The sequence below is a fragment of the Brevibacillus migulae genome (genome assembly GCF_004521915.1).
GTDB lineage: Bacteria > Bacillota > Bacilli > Brevibacillales > Brevibacillaceae > Brevibacillus_F > Brevibacillus_F migulae.
In genome coordinates, this window is the sequence record NZ_SDKD01000009.1 from 85,499 (window position 1) to 105,279 (window position 19,781).

At 53.2% G+C, this 19,781-nt stretch carries 17 protein-coding genes; 7 read left to right on the top strand and 10 right to left on the bottom strand.

Annotated features, from left to right (window positions below; all coding sequences use genetic code 11):
* Positions 1 to 3: 3 nt before the first annotated feature.
* The 6 genes from EIZ37_RS12265 to EIZ37_RS12290 all read right to left on the bottom strand — a co-directional run bounded on the left by EIZ37_RS12265 (position 4) and on the right by EIZ37_RS12290 (position 4,807).
* Positions 4 to 2,256 (bottom strand): TOMM precursor leader peptide-binding protein, encoded by a 2,253-nt coding sequence (locus EIZ37_RS12265; protein ID WP_134684898.1) that lies wholly within the window; start codon positions 2,254 to 2,256, stop codon positions 4 to 6.
* A gap of 139 nt (positions 2,257 to 2,395) precedes the next feature.
* Positions 2,396 to 2,923 (bottom strand): hypothetical protein, encoded by a 528-nt coding sequence (locus EIZ37_RS12270; protein ID WP_134684899.1) that lies wholly within the window; start codon positions 2,921 to 2,923, stop codon positions 2,396 to 2,398.
* Between the two features lie 259 nt (positions 2,924 to 3,182).
* A complete protein-coding gene (locus EIZ37_RS12275; protein WP_134684900.1) occupies positions 3,183 to 3,500 on the bottom strand; it encodes a hypothetical protein in 318 nt (105 codons plus the stop codon).
* Positions 3,490 to 3,759, bottom strand: coding sequence for a hypothetical protein (locus tag EIZ37_RS12280; RefSeq protein WP_134684901.1), 270 nt, complete (start codon positions 3,757 to 3,759; stop codon positions 3,490 to 3,492). Before EIZ37_RS12280 ends, EIZ37_RS12275 begins: the two co-directional genes overlap by 11 nt.
* Before the next feature lie 30 nt (positions 3,760 to 3,789).
* Entirely contained in the window at positions 3,790 to 4,221 is a 432-nt protein-coding gene (locus tag EIZ37_RS12285; RefSeq protein WP_134684902.1) for a zf-HC2 domain-containing protein, read from the bottom strand.
* Position 4,222: 1 nt separating this feature from the next.
* Positions 4,223 to 4,807 carry an RNA polymerase sigma factor gene (locus EIZ37_RS12290; protein WP_134684903.1) on the bottom strand — a complete coding sequence of 195 codons (585 nt, stop codon included), beginning with the start codon at positions 4,805 to 4,807 and terminating at the stop codon, positions 4,223 to 4,225.
* Between the two features lie 295 nt (positions 4,808 to 5,102).
* Here EIZ37_RS12290 and EIZ37_RS12295 point away from each other — a divergent pair, with 295 nt between their 5' ends.
* The 7 genes from EIZ37_RS12295 (at position 5,103) to EIZ37_RS12325 (ending at position 14,552) form a co-directional block, all read left to right on the top strand.
* A complete protein-coding gene (locus EIZ37_RS12295; RefSeq protein WP_167568823.1) occupies positions 5,103 to 6,065 on the top strand; it encodes a TOMM precursor leader peptide-binding protein in 963 nt (320 codons plus the stop codon).
* The gene (locus EIZ37_RS12300) at positions 6,065 to 7,825 is read left to right on the top strand and encodes a SagB/ThcOx family dehydrogenase (RefSeq protein ID WP_167568825.1); all 1,761 of its coding nucleotides are present in this window, start codon (positions 6,065 to 6,067) and stop codon (positions 7,823 to 7,825) included. The genes EIZ37_RS12295 and EIZ37_RS12300 overlap by 1 nt, the downstream gene beginning before the upstream one ends.
* 18 nt (positions 7,826 to 7,843) lie before the next feature.
* Positions 7,844 to 10,096, top strand: coding sequence for a TOMM precursor leader peptide-binding protein (locus EIZ37_RS12305; protein WP_134684906.1), 2,253 nt, complete (start codon positions 7,844 to 7,846; stop codon positions 10,094 to 10,096).
* 38 nt (positions 10,097 to 10,134) lie between these two features.
* Entirely contained in the window at positions 10,135 to 10,911 is a 777-nt protein-coding gene (locus tag EIZ37_RS12310; RefSeq protein WP_134684907.1) for a DUF5944 family protein, read from the top strand.
* Positions 10,899 to 11,771 carry a hypothetical protein gene (locus tag EIZ37_RS12315; protein ID WP_134684908.1) on the top strand — a complete coding sequence of 291 codons (873 nt, stop codon included), beginning with the start codon at positions 10,899 to 10,901 and terminating at the stop codon, positions 11,769 to 11,771. Before EIZ37_RS12310 ends, EIZ37_RS12315 begins: the two co-directional genes overlap by 13 nt.
* Positions 11,768 to 14,188 carry a M16 family metallopeptidase gene (locus EIZ37_RS12320; RefSeq protein ID WP_134684909.1) on the top strand — a complete coding sequence of 807 codons (2,421 nt, stop codon included), beginning with the start codon at positions 11,768 to 11,770 and terminating at the stop codon, positions 14,186 to 14,188. The genes EIZ37_RS12315 and EIZ37_RS12320 overlap by 4 nt, the downstream gene beginning before the upstream one ends.
* A gap of 157 nt (positions 14,189 to 14,345) precedes the next feature.
* Positions 14,346 to 14,552: a hypothetical protein gene (locus EIZ37_RS12325; protein WP_134684910.1), complete on the top strand. Its 207-nt coding sequence runs from the start codon at positions 14,346 to 14,348 to the stop codon at positions 14,550 to 14,552.
* Positions 14,553 to 14,609: 57 nt separating this feature from the next.
* On the opposite strand, the gene EIZ37_RS12330 is transcribed toward EIZ37_RS12325, so the two are convergent.
* The 4 genes from EIZ37_RS12330 to EIZ37_RS12345 all read right to left on the bottom strand — a co-directional run bounded on the left by EIZ37_RS12330 (position 14,610) and on the right by EIZ37_RS12345 (position 19,750).
* Positions 14,610 to 16,886: a DUF3160 domain-containing protein gene (locus EIZ37_RS12330; protein ID WP_134684911.1), complete on the bottom strand. Its 2,277-nt coding sequence runs from the start codon at positions 16,884 to 16,886 to the stop codon at positions 14,610 to 14,612.
* An 18-nt stretch (positions 16,887 to 16,904) separates the two neighbouring features.
* Positions 16,905 to 17,666 (bottom strand): hypothetical protein, encoded by a 762-nt coding sequence (locus tag EIZ37_RS12335; protein ID WP_134684912.1) that lies wholly within the window; start codon positions 17,664 to 17,666, stop codon positions 16,905 to 16,907.
* Between the two features lie 24 nt (positions 17,667 to 17,690).
* Positions 17,691 to 18,995, bottom strand: a complete 1,305-nt coding sequence (locus EIZ37_RS12340) for an MFS transporter (RefSeq protein ID WP_134684913.1) — start codon at positions 18,993 to 18,995, stop codon at positions 17,691 to 17,693.
* Between the two features lie 203 nt (positions 18,996 to 19,198).
* Positions 19,199 to 19,750 carry a P-loop NTPase family protein gene (locus EIZ37_RS12345; protein ID WP_205683823.1) on the bottom strand — a complete coding sequence of 184 codons (552 nt, stop codon included), beginning with the start codon at positions 19,748 to 19,750 and terminating at the stop codon, positions 19,199 to 19,201.
* Positions 19,751 to 19,781: the final 31 nt, after the last annotated feature.

Here is a 19,781-nt window from a genome sequence, read left to right on the forward strand (position 1 = left end):
TCCCTATGGGTATGGATGCGGATAAGGATTGGTCGGAGTCGTCGAGAAGCCGAGGGCTTTCGGTACTTCCGTGATCCGTTTTCCACCCAGCAGGCGGTATGTGAAGCTTCCGGACAGATGCAGCATCCCCGGCACGATCACTCGCACCACATGCGCCCCGATCTTTTTCAGATCCGGCGTGGTCAGATCGACGACATAGACGTCCAGCTCCTTTTCTTTCAACAAACGGACGACTTCATTCAGATCTTCCTCAACGGATGTTCCTGTCAATGCTTGTGCAGCGGTCAGCGTGGAAGCTTGGGATACCGGGCGGAATGGAAACAGCGTCTCTGCCTGAGGATGCACCAAATAGCCGCCTTGCTTCTGCAGCTCCGGATACATCGAGTAGAGAACGGCGTGCTTCTGGAACGTGTCCACGTTTTCGAACGCCGGACCCGGCACCCAATCTTTATAATAGGAAAGCAGCTGCGGAATATAGGGGAAGCTCTGCGCGCATTCCAGCATCGCCTTATCGATGGCGGCGAGCGGATTGCGGCGACAGGAACCGCCTACATGGATCAAGGTCCGATCCTCGCCGGGCCGATGGGCAAACGCCAAAACGGTCGGTACGGGTATGTCCAGCGTCATGTCATACAATTTATAGGTGATACCGCTGTCGGTCGGGAATACGTGATCCCATCTGCTATAGGCCGCGATCAAGTCCGACGGCAGTTCGCGCGGCGGCAGCTTGTTCAGCCAGGAGATGGAGACGGCATCGCGCTCAATCACCTCATACAAGCCGCCCAGAATCGCCGCTTGCAGGGAAGGGCCCGCAGCCAGCCCCGTCGAGATCGAGGGGACGATCCGCGTCTCCCCTTTGACAGACTTATAGGGAAGATAGACGAGAGAGGCAGGCAGCCATACGGGACGCTTGTCCGGATATGCGTAGCCTTGCACCCAGCGAAGCGGCGTCTGCTCGGTAAACCGTTGGTACGGAAAGCCGCTCTGGGCGTACTGTTCCGCTGAAAATAGCGCAAAGCTTTCGGGATGCACCGCCTCCTTTTGCAGCTCCGCCCATGTGCTCAAGACCAAATGATCTTCGTCATACATGCTGGCAGCATATCGCTCGATGGATTCTCCCACTGCCGCATAGATGGCATCCTGCTCCGCATAGCCCGCTCCGGAATGGCGCATGATCGGCATGGGACTATGGATGAGAGAGTTATCCGTTGTCGTGCTCCCATAGGAAAAGATGCGCGGTTCCTTTTCTCCCATCTGGACGGAGAAAATATCCCGCAGCAGCCCAACGCGCGGATTGACCGCTTTCATCAGGTTATTCGGATATTCACGATGCTCGCTCTCCGCTTTTTGTCTGGCATAGCAGGCGGGACAACGCGGTACAGGCAGCAGCTCATGCTCCTCGGAAACGACTTTTTCCTCATTGCTATACCAGACAACCTTGCCTTTAACCGACGCGGGGAGGGACGCATCTTGAATGCAACGAATGGCTTCGGCTGCCACCCGGTTCGCCCACTCGCCCAGCAGCTGCCAGGATACCACGCTCTGTGCCGGTAACTCCTGCGTCTCCAGGATGTACTGGGCATACTCGTGCCGCAATTTGCCTTGGGGATCATTCATGCTGACCCGAAGCTGGAAACAATCGAAGCAAGGCAGCATGTCCCCCGGCTCCCAGTAAGGACCCACGTAGCCTGCCCCTTTTTTCTCCAGACCGGCGAACAAGACCGGAAGCCCTTTTGCCACGCACGCACGGTTGACCTGATAGAGCAATGGATCATGGACACGGTCGGAAACTGCTATGACCAATCCGTGATGGTCAGCCAGGCTTTCCCCCCAGTCGGTTCCCGGATCGTCTGCATTCATTACCGTTATTGGCATTTGGAAGGTTTGGAAAGTAGCCCGGAAGTGATGACTGAGTTTTCCGCGTGTAATCAACAACGCGGACGCGACAGAAGAATCCGGTCCTTCCATTTTTTCTTGGACAAACCCTTTTTCCCGAAACGAGTAGAGCATCTCCTGCAGGGTTGCCAGATTCATCTGGTTTGCGGCTTCTTGTGCGATTTCCCCGAGCGTGCGCTGTCCATCCATCAATGGAAGCACGTGGGTAACAAATCGGGAAAACAACGGGCTTTTTACGCGGAACAAGCCTTCTGGACAATCCACATAGCCAAATTCCTCGTTCACGGCCAACATCTTGACCCCCGGTGGCAAGATGGGACGCACGGCGAGCGGATTGACCTCATGTTTCAGCTCGATCATGACAAGACCTCCCTTCTGTGTACTGCTTTGCTTATGGCTATGTATCGATCAAGTAGATGTCAGCAAAAATGGAGAGTGGTGGCCAAGGCGTCGAGATTTCTCTCACCACCTTGGCCGGTTATGCGGATTCCGCTACAAACTACTCGGTATCTACATCAATTTCGAGGGAGCTGCAAGATGTCGCGATGATGAAGTTTTCGTTCACTTCTGGCGCCACTTGCACTTTCTCGTCCATGATATCCAGCTCGAGGGAGCTGCAAGAAGTTGCGATGATGAAGTTTTCATTCACTTCTGGCGCCACTTGCACTTTCTCGTCCATGATATCCAGCTCGAGGGAGCTGCAAGAGGTCGCGATAATGAAGTTCTCATTCACTTCTGGCGCTACTTGCACTTTCTCGTCCATGATATCCAGCTCGAGGGAGCTGCAAGAGGTCGCGATGATGAAGTTTTCATTCACCTCTGGCGCCACTTGCACTTTCTCGTCCATGATATCCAGCTCGTGGGAGCTGCAAGAGGTCGCGATGATAAAGTTTTCGTTCACTTCTGGCGCTACTTGCACTTTCTCGTCCATGATATCCAGCTCGAGGGAGCTGCAAGATGTCGCGATGATAAAGTTTTCGTTCACTTCAGGTGCTACGCTTGTTTTTTCATCCAGGATCAACAACATGAAAAACACTCTCCTTTAAAAATTGGTTTTTGGATGTTGCGTTTCTGACATCTACCTATGAGGCACTGCATGATCATTCCGGGGCTATGCTCGACTCTACCTCCCTTCCCAAAATAAAAGAGGCTGCCCCCATCGATAACATAGAACTGTTACCGATTGGTACAACCTCCACCGTCATCATATCACCTTGTCCGGGATGAAATCAACAGATTTTTCCAATTTTTATGGATAATTGTAAATGCGAAGTTAAAAGAAGGGGTCAACGCTTCTTTTCTTTCCGTTGACCTCGTGTGTGATACGTTTTCCAGTCCAGCAAAGCGGATAAATCAAACACATCATGATATACCTTCGTGAGCTGGGCGATCGCCTCAGCAGGGAGGCCGCTTTTGACCAGCGACTGTTCAAAAGCGCGGACTGCCTTTTTCTTCTGTTTGGCGGTCTTTCCCCATATGGTGCCAAGCCTCATCAACAGGTAGGTCCCTCTTACCGTCAGATTGGCGATCCCCCAAAATCCGGCATCCCCTACGGAGTAATGGTCCTTTTCCCGCTTTCCCTTCTCCTGCTGCTCAGCGCTCATGGCTCTCATCCAGTCCCATGACTTTGCTGACTTCCCGCAAGGAAACCATGTAATCCGATGCCATTTTGGCCGCCACATCCTGCGGCAATCCCGCTTCGATCAGCTGCTTGTACAGACTGCCTACCGCCTTTCCCATGCTGCTGGCGACTTCCTCCGCGTAAAAGGACTGCAGCAGGCTGCGGATCAGACCCGGAACCTTTTCCGTTGCCAAATCGAGCAGTTTGGAAATTTCCTCGACATTCACTTGCTGTTTATCCATAGATGATCTCTCCTTCTTTTCGGCCTTTTCCTATCCAGCCAACCTGGTCAAGCTTCTCACGATACGGGCGAATGCCCGCAGATCTTCCATCGCTGGTTCCAGACGATTGCGGAAACCGTCCCATTCATCACGATACCTTTCCTGGATCAACGCGAGCACATCCGGCGATGGTTCGTTTCGCGGGGAATGAACGGGCTGGATTGGCTCCCGTTCTTCTTGATCCTGATCGATTTTTTCCAGGATCGCTTGGAAAAGCAGCTGCGTGTCCATCCCCGTCACAGCCGGCTGCTCCTCCGCTTTCGGAGCGATGGCTTCCTGCAGGGAAACGAGAAAGCTCACTTCCTCCCTGCAAACAGCACATCTCGACAGGTGCGCGTAAACGCTTACCCTCTCCGTAGCTTTCAGTGACCCGTTTATCAGCCACGGCAAGGACATTTGGATTTCTTCACAGGTTGTTTCCATGCTAGTGCGCCCCCCAATCTGCCAATTCGTTTTTCAACTGTTTTTTGATGTGAAACAGCCTGCTTTTCACCGTGCCTTCGGGAATGCCCATGATGTGCCCGATTTCCTTGTACGAGAACCCATATTCAAACACGAGCGACACCAGCTCCCGAGTATCCGGCGGCTGCTTTTCCAGGACGCTGCGTATCGCCACGCTTGTGGACAGCTGATCGGAAAAATCCAGCTCCGTCGGCATCTGTCCCTGCCCGTCCGTGTCTTCCGCAGACGCCGCCAGCTGCTCGCTGCGCTTGTATTTTTCCCTGAGCATATCCATCATCTTGAACCGGGCGATCCCGAATACCCAGGCGCTTGGGGCTGCTTTTCCCGTGTAGGAGGAGGCTCCTTTCCAGATGGCCACAAAGATTTCCTGCATCATGTCATACACGAGGTGCTCGTCATGAAAGCGTCTTTTCAAGTAGGCGGCAAGCGGACCCACAAAGTGGTGGTACAGCTTTTCAAATGCGTTCCGATCGCCATTCGCGATTTGCCGAATCAGGGTTCGATACTCCGTTTCCTTTTCCGCTCCGTTCGCTGTAATGCTGCACACCCCCTATTCAACCAGCTTTTTGGATGACTTTGCTCCACAATCGTTACGTCGTGAAAACGCGAGAAAAGGTTCATTCATGCCAATCGTTTTTGTCCGTTCACAATTTCGACAAATTTGTTCAATATACCTTTTCTTTACCAATTTTCAAAAATTTTACAAGGAAATCATTTACATTTTACCTCAATGCTATATAATTTTCACTAATTCCATAGCTACAACCTCCCCCCTCATCGCCCGCTGAGCGCATCTTTCGCCAACTGCTTTTTCACTACATTGACGAAAGGAAGGTATGTATTTGAGCACGCTGATCTTTTCTTGTGCCGATTTTGATTTCCGCCAGCTCGAAGACGAGTCCTACGAAATTCAGACAGCGGGCCATCTCTATCGCGTTGCGAAAAACGAGCAAATCGACGCTCTCTTCCGCAACATTCTGCCGAAATTGACTGGAACGGTTCCGGCAGATCAAGCCCTCTCCCCAACCGACTTGCAAATCCTGCAAGGTGTTGCTCCGCAATTGATGAAAATGGGCATCCTCTTTTCCCTCGATCAAGCCTATCAAGGCTATGTGGAAAGAGAAGCCGACCGCCAGCTTTACACCCATTTGGCAAGAACCAAGGAACAACCGCTCGACTCTTTTCTCCGGCTGAAGCAGCTAGGCGTGTACCTGGCAGGAAATCTGTCCATGAGCCGCATGCTGCAGCCGTTGCTTACCGCCAACAGCTGCAAGGTAACGATTGAAGCGGAGCTGCCGTTGCCCTCCATCGCTGCTATGGATCCCACCTCCTCCTTGGTCATCGTTTCCTTGGCTCACACGCAAAAAGAGATGCTCTTCTCCCTCAACAAGTACTTTCAGGACCACAAGATGCGCTGGGTACCTGTCCTGTTTGATCCGGAAAAAATCACGATCGGCCCTTGGATCTGGCCTGAGCGTTCCTCCTGCCTTTCCTGTATGGACATGCATCCGCATGATCAGCGCACCGATGGCCCCTCCTCCTTGCATGAGGATTTGACCCGAACGTTTTTCAAAGGCTGGACCTCCTGCCAATCCAACTCGATGCATTGGGTCGCGGCCATGATCAGCATGCAGGTCAATCAGGCGTTCGGTTCCCTGACCAAGCAGACCCCTTGGGGACGGATCGTCGAGCTGGACTGCCAGCAGCTGACGCAAGCCAATAAACGCGTCTGGAAGCATCCCGCCTGTCCGGTATGTACGGATAGCGCGAAGCGACCGCAGCTATGGGTGGAGGCGACGCGATAATGCAGACAGCAGCCTTTTCTGTAGAGAAGCAGCTCTTTTTGGCTGTGGACACTGGAAATGAATATGTACAGCTAAAGCAAATGCCTGCCCTGCCCTATATGCCGCTTTACGCCTATGCATCCAAGCTGACCTTTCACGATACGGACATGTACCAGATCGGCGTCAGCACGCTCAGGGAGCACGCGGCTGCCGCCAGCATCAAACGCACATTGGCGGCTTTTCTGCAGAACCGGTCTTCCTCAGACCCGCCAGACTTCTCGGTGTGGTATGAAGGGATTGGCTTGCATGGAAGCGGTGCGCTGGCGGAGCTGGCCGGGTGTTACCAAGTGCTGGAGCAAAGCTGCGCTGCTGATTTTCAACTGAATCGTCAGCAAAGCGTTCGCATCGTGGACTGGGAAGCTCATTTCCCCCGCTTCCACACGGTTCTGCGAAACATGGAAGATCTGTCCGGCACGCTGGCGTTACACAAAATCGAGGCAAATGGGCTGCCGGGAGTCGCCGCTGTTCTGCGGTTGGCTGGGCTGCCACATGTGTTGGGAACGCTGGCTCTTGGATTTCATCTTTCCGCTGCACTGGAACGGGCTGTCGAGCAGCTGCTGCATGCCTTTTCTCTGTACACCTATCAGCAGGACGCGGGGATCCGCCCGACTGCAGCATGGTGCAGCACACCAAAGGATGCTTGGGCACAAGAAGCATCGTCAGAAGAGTTGGCCGTGCCGTGGACCATGTTGAGCCAGCAATATCCGCCGATGGATATCGACGCAGAGCTGGTTGCCTTGAAACAAACGGCTCAGCGGAATGGTTGGTCCTTGCACTCTGTCCCGCTTACCCATGAGTTGCTGGACGAGCTTCACTTGCATGGGGTCTCCGTACGGCTCGACCAGCTTCCCATGAGCAGCAGCGGGTACGAGGACAGCTTTTGGTTCCTCCCGCAGGAATGCCCGCTGCTGCCCTCCATGAAATATATGCCGGATGGCAGACAGGATACGGAGCTGTCACGGCTGTATCATGAAAACTCGAAGATTCATGAGCATCAGCGGCCAGACGATTTCATTTTTCCGCCCTCGCTGATCGATCCCCACATCCAGCGCGTGATCAGCAACGGGGTCAAGGATTTTCGCTATGCCCCGGTACGCGTGAAACTCCCCGATGTCCGCGAACGGCGGACGGTGCCGATCGAGGAGGCGATCCTCCGCCGCCGCAGCACGCTCCCTTTGGCAGCGGAGCCGATGACGCTGGAAGAACTCTCTCATCTGCTTTACTTTTCCTATGGCGTCACCGCGATCGCGCGCAACCGGCAGGAGGGGATCGTCAATCCGCTCCGGGCCGCTCCCTCTGGCGGCGCCCTTTATCCAGTCGACGTGTACCTGCTGATTGAGCACGTCGAAGAGGTTCCCCAAGGGATGTATTACTACCATCCGCATGAACATGAATTGCTGCTTGTCTCCGGGCGGTACCGGGCGCAGGATGTGAAAGACTACGTCAACGCCTCCCATCGGTTGGAGAAGGCTGCCTGCACGCTGTTTTTTGTGGGCAATTTCCGGCGCAACCAGTGGAAATACCGGGAGAGAGGCTACCGGATCGTCAATCTGGATTGCGGGCATCTCGGCGAAAATTTCATCCTGGTGTCATCTGGCCTCGGACTGGTCGCCCATGGTCTGATGGGCTTTACCGACGATTATTTCAATCGTTTGCTTCAGCTGGACGGCTCGGACGAAGCGCTGCTCTATATGATGTGCGTGGGCAGAGGCACACACTAATTGACAGGTGGTGAATCCATGAAAACGGAACAAGATCGAGTCGCGCTGCAGACGACACCACGGCTCCGGGAAGGCGTGAAGATGTTCAGCGCGACGAAGGAATATGGTTACATCGAGACGCAAAAGGGCTTGTATCGTATCAAAAGCGCATTGTTTTCCGCATTTGTCGAGCACACCGTCGCGCTTCTCGACGGCAACCACACGCTGCTCGAGTTGACAAAGAACCCACCTGCCGGAATGAACAGCAGCGAAGTGGAGAATTTCATAGAAACCCTGACGACCAACGGCTTTCTGGAAAATGGGGAAGCCCCCGCTGCTCCTCCGCACTGTTTGCCCGGCACAGTGGTCGGGGTAGGAAAGTTGGCGGAGCAGTTTCATGCTCACCTGCTGCGGCTGGGCATGGCGGATGTCGATTTCATCTCCCTGCACGGACAGCCAGAGGAGTGGGAACGTTACCTCCCCACACTCACCGGACTTACAGTCGTCGTGACCGATACATCCCAGGACCCGCGCTGTGTCCAATTCAATCGCTGGGCGATCCGGCACAATCTCTCCATGCTCTTTGTCGGGCTGGAGAAAAATGGCCTCGCCTATATCGGTCCGCTTTGGGAAGCCCATGCCTGCCTCCCCTGCTACGAATGCTTACAGCTGCGCTTGAATATGAACGATCCCCAAGGGAAGCTGCGTGACGAGTTTTCCCGCCATATGCAGGACACAGGGCAAACGCCCGTGGAGATCGTCATCGCACCTGCCTTTCGCGAGCAGCTTTTTGCAGCGGCTGGCTGGCACGTCTGGCAATACGCGCAGCAAACCGGGCATGCCCATGATTTGAAGGGACAAGTCCTCTGGCTGGAGGAAGACAAGCTCGCCGCAACCCAAGATGCGCTCTATCCCGTCCCCCGCTGTCCTTCCTGTCAGGAACGGCAGGCAAAGGAAGCTGCCCAGCTGCCAGACTATCCGAATGATTTGCGAAAAGCAGTCAATTCCCGTATCGGGCTGGTCAACAAAACGTTCGAGCTGGAGTTTGCTCCGACGGATCCCAAGATCTTCAGCTCAGCCAGTGTGACGCCTGAGCTATCGGTGATCAACAGCTTGCTGCCGATGCTCGTGCATTCCGGAGCTGGCTACACACCCGAAGCGGCTTTGCATTCTGCGATCGGCGAGACGCTGGAGCGCTACGCTGGCTCTCTGTACGATGAAAAAACGCTGCCGCTAGCCACTTGGAAGGAGCTGCCCCATGCCATTCACCCGGAGGAATTCGCCCTGTTTTCCGCCGAGCAATACGCGCAGCCGGGCTTTCTCTATCGTCCTTTCCGGGAGAACACACCGATCCGCTGGACAAAAGGAACGGATCTGATCAGCGGCGAGGAGGTCTGGGTACCTGCGGCGATGGTGTATATCCCGTACCGGAGGATCAGGGAGGAAACCAATATCACGGTCTCGCTGACAACCGGGCTCGCTGCCGGTCCGACGTGGGAGCATGCGATATTGACCGGGCTGTACGAGGTGATTGAGCGGGATGCCCTGGCTGTCTCCTGGCTGTGCAAACTCCCGCCGTGCGAGGTAAGCCCCGATCTGATCGCCGCAAACCCGACGTTTGCCAGCATCTTTCCCAAAGATACCGGGCTTACATACCGTTTCTTCGATTTGAGTCTCGACATCCCCGTCCCTGTCACATTGGCGATGATCGAAAACGTGGAGCAAGGAAGGACGATGCTGCGCATGGGCAGTGCCGCCCGCCGCAATCCGCTGGCGGCGATGGACAAAGCCTTGCTGGAAGCGACCCAGTGCTTCCCCTACATCCGCGCGCTGGTCAAGGACCATCCGACCGGCGCTCCGGTGGCGGATTTTTCCACCATCGATACGTTTCAAAAGCACGCGGTGTTCTATACCAAATATCCGGAGATGAGAAAACAGGTCGGGTACATCATGGACCCTGAGGTAGATCGCAGCTTGTCCATGCGCCCTACCCCGCTCCACTCTACATTGGACATGGCAGCATCACTCGGGGAAGCCGATGCAAAAAGAGATTTACCCTTTTTAATCGATAGCTTGCAGAAAAACGGCTATCGGGCGATCGGGATCGACCTGACGACACCCGATCTGCGCATGCTCGGCGTCCGGGTTGCCCGTGCCGTTGTCCCCGGTCTCGTGCACCTGACCGGCAACCATCCATACCGCTTGCTGGGCGGGCGCCGCTTGCAGGAGCTCCCCCAAAAGCTCGGATATGCATGCAAGCCGGACAATCCGTATCCACACCCGTTTGCCTGAGCCTTGTAAACTACGATATTTGAGAGGATGAAGAGAAGATGAGAAGCGCTAAAGTGGTATTGACTACCGATTTGATGACCAATGAGGGATTCTTCGGAAAAAGCATTCATGAAGCGGTGAACAGCTATGTCATCAGCCCGGATTTGAAAGAATACACGGAGGGGATCGAATGCTCCTATACGTCTGAATTGGTGCGCGAAGGGGTGGTGCGGGTGAAATACACCAGCCACTTGAAAAATCTGCAAAAGACCATCTCCATCGTGCATCGGTATTCCTTCCCCTTGCTGCACGAATCACGGGAAATCGGCTATATTGTCAGCCCGGAAAATCCGCAGGCCACGAGCGAAATCCTGATCGCACTCGGCGATTACAAAAAGAATTACTTTAACATCGCTGTCCATGACAGCAGCAACTACATGATGTCATGCGATGTGCTCGTCTATAACCAAAAAGGCGAAATCGGCCACTACTACATGCCTGAGAGCGATTTTGTGTCTCCGCTGCCCATCAAGCAGGCATCGATCGTAGAGACTCGGGACAAGGAAGGACGCCGCGTTTTCCGTACCATGGTGGAGCTGGGTGATATCACCGAACCGCAAGACATCCTGGTCGGCTACAATGCCAGCGGGATTACTACGACCGAAACGCATCAGGTGACACCGGAAAATCCTGTCGTGATCTCCGATGTGCCGCTGGAGGACAATCCGAATTTAATCCCAGGCGACTGGCTGATCGGCATGACCGATGAGAAAAATCGCCTTCTGCTCAACGCTGTCGCACGTGTCGAAGCGGAGGTTGCGACATGCACCGCGTAGACGCAGCCCAGGAAGCCGTGCAAAAAGCATTTGCCTGGCTGGACCGCAGCTATCAAGCGGACCAATCGCTCCTGCTTTTCGCGGATGATGCATGGTTGAACCAGCTGCTGCTCTTCCGTTTTCGCGATCAGTTTCCCGAGCTCAGCCGCAAATGGCAGGCGACGGTGGATGAACGTGTCGCGCAGATCAAGCAAATGACGTTTGCGGATGTGGCCGATCATGGCGGTCAAACCTTGCACGACCGCATCTATTTCGCCGATCAATTGATGGCGGTCGTGATGCTCGCTCATTTGCTCTGCCGCTATGAACCGACGGGAGCAGATACCGCAAGACTTCTCGCGAAAACCGAGCAGCTCTTTGCTACCTATGAGACACAGGTACGCCATAGCGGCTTTCTCTATCAATACATGTACGCCTACAATTTGAAAAAATGCGGCCTCCCGGTGCCCGCCTATTTTCAACTGACGGAGTCCTATGCCGGACTGCCCCGGGAAGTAGCCTTTCTCTTTCAAGCCTACTATTACACCCATATTCTCTTTGCGGATGCGGAAATGCTGGAGATTCCCTCGATGCCAGCCGAGCCTTACCGCCATGTGCTTGCCTTTATCCGGCAGCATGCCGATTCGGTCATGGCGCATAACCTGCACGATCTGATCAGCGAATTTGCCATCTGCATGGCGCTTTGCAACCTGCATGACGATGAGCTGTATCATCGCCTGCTCGATCATTTGCTTGCCCATCAGTCGGCGGAAGGCAACTGGCAGCATCCCACCTATGATTTGCGCATCATGCGTCACTGTGCTTACTTGAGCAGTATCGCACTCCTGGAAGTATCGACAAGGAGCGTGACGACACGTTGATTCTTTGTCTGGAAAACGGGCTGGAGGCATTGATTGCCGAAAGCCCTTCCTCTCCGCTGATCACCGTGCAAGCCTGGATCAAAGCAGGCAGTGCAGATGAAATGACTGACCAGCATGGGGTCAGTCATTTTTTGGAGCATCTTTTTTTAAGCCGCCGCGAGCAGCTGTCTTCCCCGCTGTACCAGCTGGAGCAATCCGGTGCGCTCATCAATGGCACGACAAGCAAGGAGCATACCGTGTACAGCATCACCGCCCAGCCTGAGCAGCTGCTGCTGGCGTTGCAGGTGTTGGCTGAAATGCTCCACGCGCCATTCTGGGACGAAGCCATGGTGGAGCGAGAAAGGCAAATCATCTACCGCGAGCTGGAGATGCGGCAAAGTGACCCCTCCTGGTTATTGCAGGAAGGGCTGCATCGACAGCTTTGGGGCGGCAGCGCGTATGCCCATCCGATTTTGGGTACGAAGGAATCGCTTTCCCGCATCGGGCATTCCCAGCTTGCGCGTTTCTATCACCGTTACTATACGCCGGATCATCTGCTGCTGGTCATCGCGGGCGCCCCTTCATCGAAGCCGCTCACCGACACTGTCATCGGGCTGTTTTCCCGCTTCTCCCGCAGCAGCGGCACCCAGGATCCGCATTCTGTAAAAATGGCTGAACCGGACATGTTGTACAACCATCATCAACTGACACAGGGCTCTTCCACCCATCATGCAGCAGGCATGCTCGATTGCGAGCAAAGCCCGGCAGGCCAAATCATTGCGGAAGCCGCCGCAGAAATTGTCCGGAAAAGATACGGCTGCACGCTGGAACGAAGCAACACTCGGTTTGGCGGATTATCCAAGCTGGGGTGGACTGCACAGGCTGCCGCAGCTGCTTCCGATCCCTCGATCATGCTGTCCCGCGTGTCGCAAGCTTCCGTTTCGCTGGAAGAATGGGAAACGCTGCGTATCCATCTGCAGCAGCAGTATGAGAAAAAACGGGAGCGTATCGAAGCGAAAGCCCTCCATGATGGGCTGATGTGGCTGTATTTTCGGCAGATGGACAGCTTTGAACGCTACCGCCAGATGCTCCGGCAGATCCAGCCCGAGCAGATTGAACAATATCTTTCCGCGTGGGGACAGGCGGTACAAGCAGCTCATCCCCGACTGGTGCAACCCTTTGCTCTACAGATGAGCAAAAAAGAAACTTCTTTCAGACAAAAAACACTTCTCGCTGATCAGTCCCGCTTGCTGATTCACGCGGTTCCCGACACCGCCATGACCTCGGTCGTCGTCGCTCTCCCCAATCGGGCGATTCCCGACTGGCCCAGGCTATCTGCGCTTCCCCATGCCTTATCGCTTTTCTGGATGAATGGGTTGCTGCGGTCGGGTATGGAAGGTCAAGAAAGCAGCTTCCTGCGTGCCGGACTCTCTGTGCTCCCGCTGGTGAAAGAGGACTGCTTCGGCCTCCAGATCAGCGTCTTGACGGAGCAATTGGGTGAAGTCATCGATCGGTTGTCTTCTTATGTATGCTCACCTGCGTTCCCGCCATCCATCTGGCCGAACATTCAGCAAACGCTTCGATCACAAATGGAAGCCCGAGCCGGCACTTTTTTTGAACAAATGCAAAAAGCCGCCCACTCCGCCATGTTTCGCGGACACGCTTACGAGCATGCGATCTATGGGAATGACGAATCTGCCCGACAGCTTGCTTATGAGCAAGTGGCAGAAAACGGTCTGGCAGCTTTCTCTTCACCCATGATCATCAGCGTATACGGGGGAATCCCCAACTTCGCTATTACAGAGCGCTTTGCCCGTCAGTGGCACAATCGTCCCGCTCGCTCCACTGATCCGGAGCTGCTGCCTGCGCCCACAGTTATGCCCGAGCATCCAACCAGACTGCACTATGGCACCAGAGGCCAACAAGCCCATCTGCTCATCCAGACACCCGGCGTACCGCTGACATCAAGAGACAAATTCGCCCTGCATATCATCGGCTCCATGCTAACGGGAAAAGGAGGGCGGCTCTTTTCCCGCCTTCGTGAGGAACGACAGCTCGCCTACTCCTTCACAGTCTTCAGCAAGGAGTTTTTGGAAGCAGGCTACGCCAATGGCTACGCCGTTTGTCCAAAGGAGCATCTGGAGACGGTGGAACAGACATTGTTGGAGGAGTGGGAACGTTTGGCATATCACCCGATCGACGCCACCGAAATGCATCGCGCCCGGGAACGGCTGATCAACAGCTTTTCGATCAAAGGCCAAGCCAAGACGAGCAAAGCGTACATGCACCTGCTCTATGAAATGGCCAATGCGGGTGATACAGCGCTGCCGGATTATGCCGGACAGATTCGAGCTGTGACGATGGAGCAAATCCAGGAAGCAGCTAAACGCTATTTCCTCTCGCAGCAACGTGTGACAGTGGTACTGACACCGATCTGATCATTTATTTTCTCAAAGCAAACGGGAATGATGAAAAGGCAGTCTGGAATCATGATTGATCCAGACTGCCCCTTTATTCATCCAAATTTTTACATTATCATTTCCCATCGCAAAAGCCATAATAACGTTGTTACCATTTACATGACGGAGGAATACGATGTCCCAACAAATTGATGTAGACAAACTGAAACGGGCTGAAGCTGCCTCTTCTTTGGCAAAAGACATGATTACGCAAGCCATTGAGCAATCTGCTGCCAATCAAATATTGGCTCAGGAAGCATTAAAACAAGCATCCAACGAGATTAGCCAAACGCAAAAACTAATCAGTGACGTGCAATCCCAATTTCAGGCAACCAGCAAATAGAGTTCCGGAAATGATGAATGAATCGGTCTCGTTTATACGGGACTTTTTTTGTTTCTCCTACTCATTCAACTGATCCCAATCGACCTCGAGCGGCTTCGTTTCCACTTTGTTGATATTCGATTTGAAGGTCTCCACCCAGGACGGTTGCTTGGGCAGTGCTTTCGATGGCGCGGTACTCTCCAGGAAAGTGCCGTACTCTTGCTGAACCTTTTGCAGTCCGTTCAGCTCCCACCACTCCTCATCCGTCAGACGTTTATCGCTGACAAATTCGTAATAGGAATAGACCGACCCTCTGGCCAGCGACAGCTTCCCGTTAAATGGCACAACCACATAGATATGATCAAAATACCCGGTTCCCAACGACAGATTGCCTCCGGGGCTCGCCTGATTGGGTGCAATGGTGGCAACGTCTGAGACGAGCATATCGCTAAGCTCTAACGCAGACTCATCCTGCGCCATTCCCGTCAAGTAGGAATTGGAAATATGCTCCAGCGTACCGCCGTACCACAAGAGCCGTTCATTCTCTTCCGCCGTCAGGCTCTCGTTGCGCAGCTCCTTGATCGAGCAGGTAATGAGCAGTTCCAGCAAATCTCTGTACTCATCAGCACCGGTAAGCAGCGCTTCACTGGCCATCCCTCTTTCTTTCAGCACGCTGATGGTATAGTCGGTCAGGTACAGCAGTTTGCTGTAGAGCGGGATATTCGGTTCCACATAATGCTGCTTGGCCACTTCCATCGGCCCGCCCATTTCCGCCACCGGCTGTTTTCCGTACAATACTGTATCATGCTTCAATTCTGTATAGCTGCCGAGCCCGGTATTCAACGACTTGCGCTTCCATGCTTCTGTCGTCATGAAAAAGGGCATGCCGGATTTTGCGTCATACTCTGTTAGTGTATCCTGGATCGACCACAGCCAGCCGTTGTACAGGTTGTTCCCCCAGATGTCCTCCGGATAACCGGACACCTTGTCTTTCAGCAGCCTAAAATTCTTTTCGTAATCAGGCCAGCGTTCCTGCGGTTTATACGTATGCAGCAGCAGGTCCTCGGCTGTCTTGCTTCCCAGTACCCCCATCACATCGAGCCCGGAAGGCACCGGACGCAGGATGGGTTCCATTAAGCTCTGCATGATAAAACTATCCATCACGTACCGTTGTCCCATGTATCGGAACTGTTTGCCCACAGGCGTGGTCACGGTGGTAAGCTTCCCCTGGATCTTCGGCTCGGGCAGCGCTTTGACCGCCTCGCGGAGCTTTTCCACATATGCTTTGTCGTTGAATGCATTCGGATTTGTGTCCTTGCCGAATACCGATACGCGCAGTCCGTTCATGGTGAATACATGAATATCATCGGATACCCCGACATATTGAGAGGTTGGCACATACAGATTGGACCACAGCTCGGCACTGCCCGGCTCCTCCGATTCAAGGAAGGTCGTCATGGACATGAGCAAGGCTTGCAGCGTGTTGTCGTATAAAAACTCCCCGCTGTCCGTAAAGAAGGGCAGGGGCGCTGTCCCCAGCCACATCATGGTCTTGAAAAACCTGCCCAGCTCCTCGCTTTTCGTATAATGTCCCCTGACTGTAAACTGCGAATAGTCCAAATCGGTCTGAAACAGAGGGGATGGCGAAAACGATTCGGCTTTTTGAATCAATGTGATTTCCTTGCCGGCTAGTTCAGCAATCTCTTTATCGATTCCGTCCGGGATGGGAGCGGACGGGTTCATCAGCATACGGGCGACCAAAAAGTAGGCGATATTCTTCTTTTGCAGCTTGATTAACTCGTCTTCCTTCAGCGCTTGCAGCATGGCAACCGAACTGTCCAGCATCCGCTCCGTCAACCGGTCCAGATCTTTGCTCAAATAGCCGGATTCGACGGACATCAGCGACTTGTCATAAAATTGATGATACGTATGCAGGACAGAATCCGCGGTAATGAAATTGGGGATCCCGCCGTACTCATTGGCATCATAGACGTAGAACATTTTCGTGTCCCGGCTCGGCAGTACGACAAAGCCATTTTTCCGCAGCATCTCTTGCTGCTGGTCCGTGAATCCTGAAAATTGGTGGATATTTTCGATGTTAGAGAAGTCTGGTGCGATGGTGTAAGGCTTTACCTTTGCTTCATAGGCAGGAATGGTGAAAGGCGGTTTGCTGCTGCTGATCACCTCTAGAGTGGACCACTTTTCATTCAGTTTCATCAGCGGAAGGGGCTTTTCCCCGCTTTCTGCTGTGCGCACAGAAGCTGGCACTTTCTGATCCGAACTCGCTTCCTTGCCAGGAATGCAGCCGCTCGCGATCAAGCTTGCACCGAGCACTACCGTCCACAATCTTCTCATTTTCAGGACCTCGCGATTTTATGGATTTGGAATCAACTCGATAATTTTACCACTTTTAACCATAAGCGTGCGAGACTGATTTTGACCTTCCGCAGCTGTCGTGATGCTCAACCGGTTTTCCCCGCGAATAGATATGTTCTTGATATCAGGATAACGCTCGCTTGCCGCAAGAAATACGAACCCGAAATCAAACCAATAATAAATGCTGATTCTTTCCTCGTCGCCGCTGACTTGCTCAATAAAAATCAGCTCATCCCCCGGAATCGGCAGGAGGTTTCCAGCGTAGAAATCGTTCCATACGCCAGCAATCTGAGAGCCCGTCCACTTTTTATAGAGCTTCTCGCCATCATATTGGAAGATAAACATGCGGTTTTTCTCCAGTGGATCAAAGTGCGTCGTTTTCCGGACGGCAATCAAAAGCTCTTTCTTGCGGTCCCCATCCACATCCGCGATCCCCAGCTTCCATGGTTTGAGGCCGTTGAAATCCTTGTGATAGATGCGCTGCCTCTCCCCTTCTACGGATATTCTGTCGATCACGAGAGTATCACCGTATGGCCGAGCGCCTTTTTGACTGATCAAGGTGTATGCCAGTCCATCGTCGGTGATCTCATCGATCGTAGTGGCTTGGGTATCTGCAGCCACGATGGCCATGAGAAAAGCCATTAGACAAAGCGGCAGCAGCATGTACAGGCGGCGGATGTGGATACGAGCTTCTTTGAACGGGGGAGCATCCTGCATATGCAGCAGGCCGGCGGTTTCCTTGTTTTCCTCCGTTTGCATTGGCTTTTTCTCACAACCTTTCCCTCAATTCATCGAGATCGTGTCAGATGCCTCCCCTTTTTGCTTTTTGCGCGACCATATCACTACCGGAATCAGCAAAAGGGCCAGACCTCCGCCAGCCAGCGAAAGCGTCGCGAAACTGGAATGAGCGACAACCACCCCTGATAAAGCCCCTCCAGATGCTCCCGCCAACGCAATTAGCACATCGATCGTTCCTTGCGTTTTCGCTCGGGTTGCCGTATCTGTCGCATCGACAATCATGGCGGTTCCGCTAATCAACCCAATGTTCCAGCCGAGTCCTAACAACGCAAGCGCAATGGTAAGCAGCAGCATGGAATCGGCAGGCGCAAAAGCAGCTACCATCCCAGCAGCGAGTAAGACTCCTCCTGAAGCGATTGACATGGCCGTGCGACCGATTTTATCGACCAGCATACCTGTGATGAGGGAAGGAAAATACATCGCGCCAATATGGATGCTTATCACCAATCCGACATCTCCCAGGCTATGCCCATGGTGCTTCATGTGAATGGGCGTCATCGTCATAATGGCTACCATCACGATTTGTGTTAAGATCATGACGGCTGCCCCTATCGCCAAGCCCTTGTTGTTCGTTTGCTGTGATTTTGTTGCCGCTGCCCTAACACCAGATGGGCTCTCATCCGACTTTGCACGGGAAATAGCCTTGGCTACGATGAATGGGTCCGGACGAAGAAAAATGAATATGACCAGTCCAGCAAGGATGAAGGCAATCGCCGCTAACATGAAGGGGCCGGCGAGAGCGGGAAAACCGATTGAAGCTGCATATCGGCCCATCACATCTACCAGAATCGGACCGGCGACCGCACCAAAAGTAGTCGAAACCATGGCGAAGCTGACCGCTTTTGCCCGTTGAGCAGGGCTGGCCAAGTCTGTGCCTGCGTAACGCGCCTGCAGGTTCGTTGCCGTTCCTGCTCCGTAAATTAGCAGCGATGGGAGCAAAAGGACCAGACTATGAAGGTATGCGGCCAACAATACGCCAATCGCGCCAAGACCGCCAGCCAGGAATCCTGCGGCAATCCCTAACCGACGCCCGTAGCGTTGTGACAGACCTCCCACGAGCAGGGCGGCACCAGCTGAACCAAGGGTGAACAAGGCTGCCGGAATACCGGCAAAACTATCGGTTCCCATGATCTCCTGTGCAAGAAGGGCCCCCACCGTTACCCCAGCTGCAAGCCCTGCGCCGCCAAAAATCTGGGAAATCACGACTATCAGAAGGGAACGCTTATACAGTTTTTGTTGCATTTCCGAGGAATCGATGTAACCTTGAAACCGAGTGGGTTCATGTGCCATGGATTTGTACGACCTCCTGTTTATGTTGGTTTTCCTCATTTGAAGAGAAGGGCAGCCGGTCACTGAGTGCCGGGATTAGGTTGGTGCATGACGTTCCCTTTTCAATCTGACGCTGTGTGGAGGTAATCTACCTTCACATTTGAAAGAAGTGTGTTTACTTGGCATACAAGGTCAAGCTGCAAAGAATCGTCCTACAGACTACATTACGTGTAGTATCGATCAATCTCGGTATTATCTTTTAAAACAAGAACCCTTTTGCCATGAAGCTGCAAATGCTGGATCTTTGGTTTACCATTTTGCTCAAAGCTAGCATTCCAGCGAAACATATTCACAAAAATCTTGAATGTCGGCTTATAATTGGCTTTTTCAACCCCTAATTTTTGCAGGAGAAATCTCCTTGTAATCCTACAAATCCGTTTCCAATATGGCGTATCCAAGAATATGATTACATCCGCATTGTGAATACTGTCATATACCCAATTCTGATAATGAACGCCCTCAATGATCCATCGATCCGAAGAGACGATTTTCTCCAAATACTCATCTCTTTCTTCCTCTGACCGTTTCCTATCTCCAGATTTATGCCTCTTCCAGACCACATTATCCAACTCATAATACGGTATGTGATATCTACACGATAATTTTTTCGCCAGAGTGGTTTTTCCACTTCCTACCGAGCCGATAATATGGATTCTGTTTGGAAAATTCTCTTTCAGAATAATCCCTCGCTTTTTGCGAAATGGTTTTTTCTTCATTCCATGCCTCCGCATCAATTCCCTTCTTTTG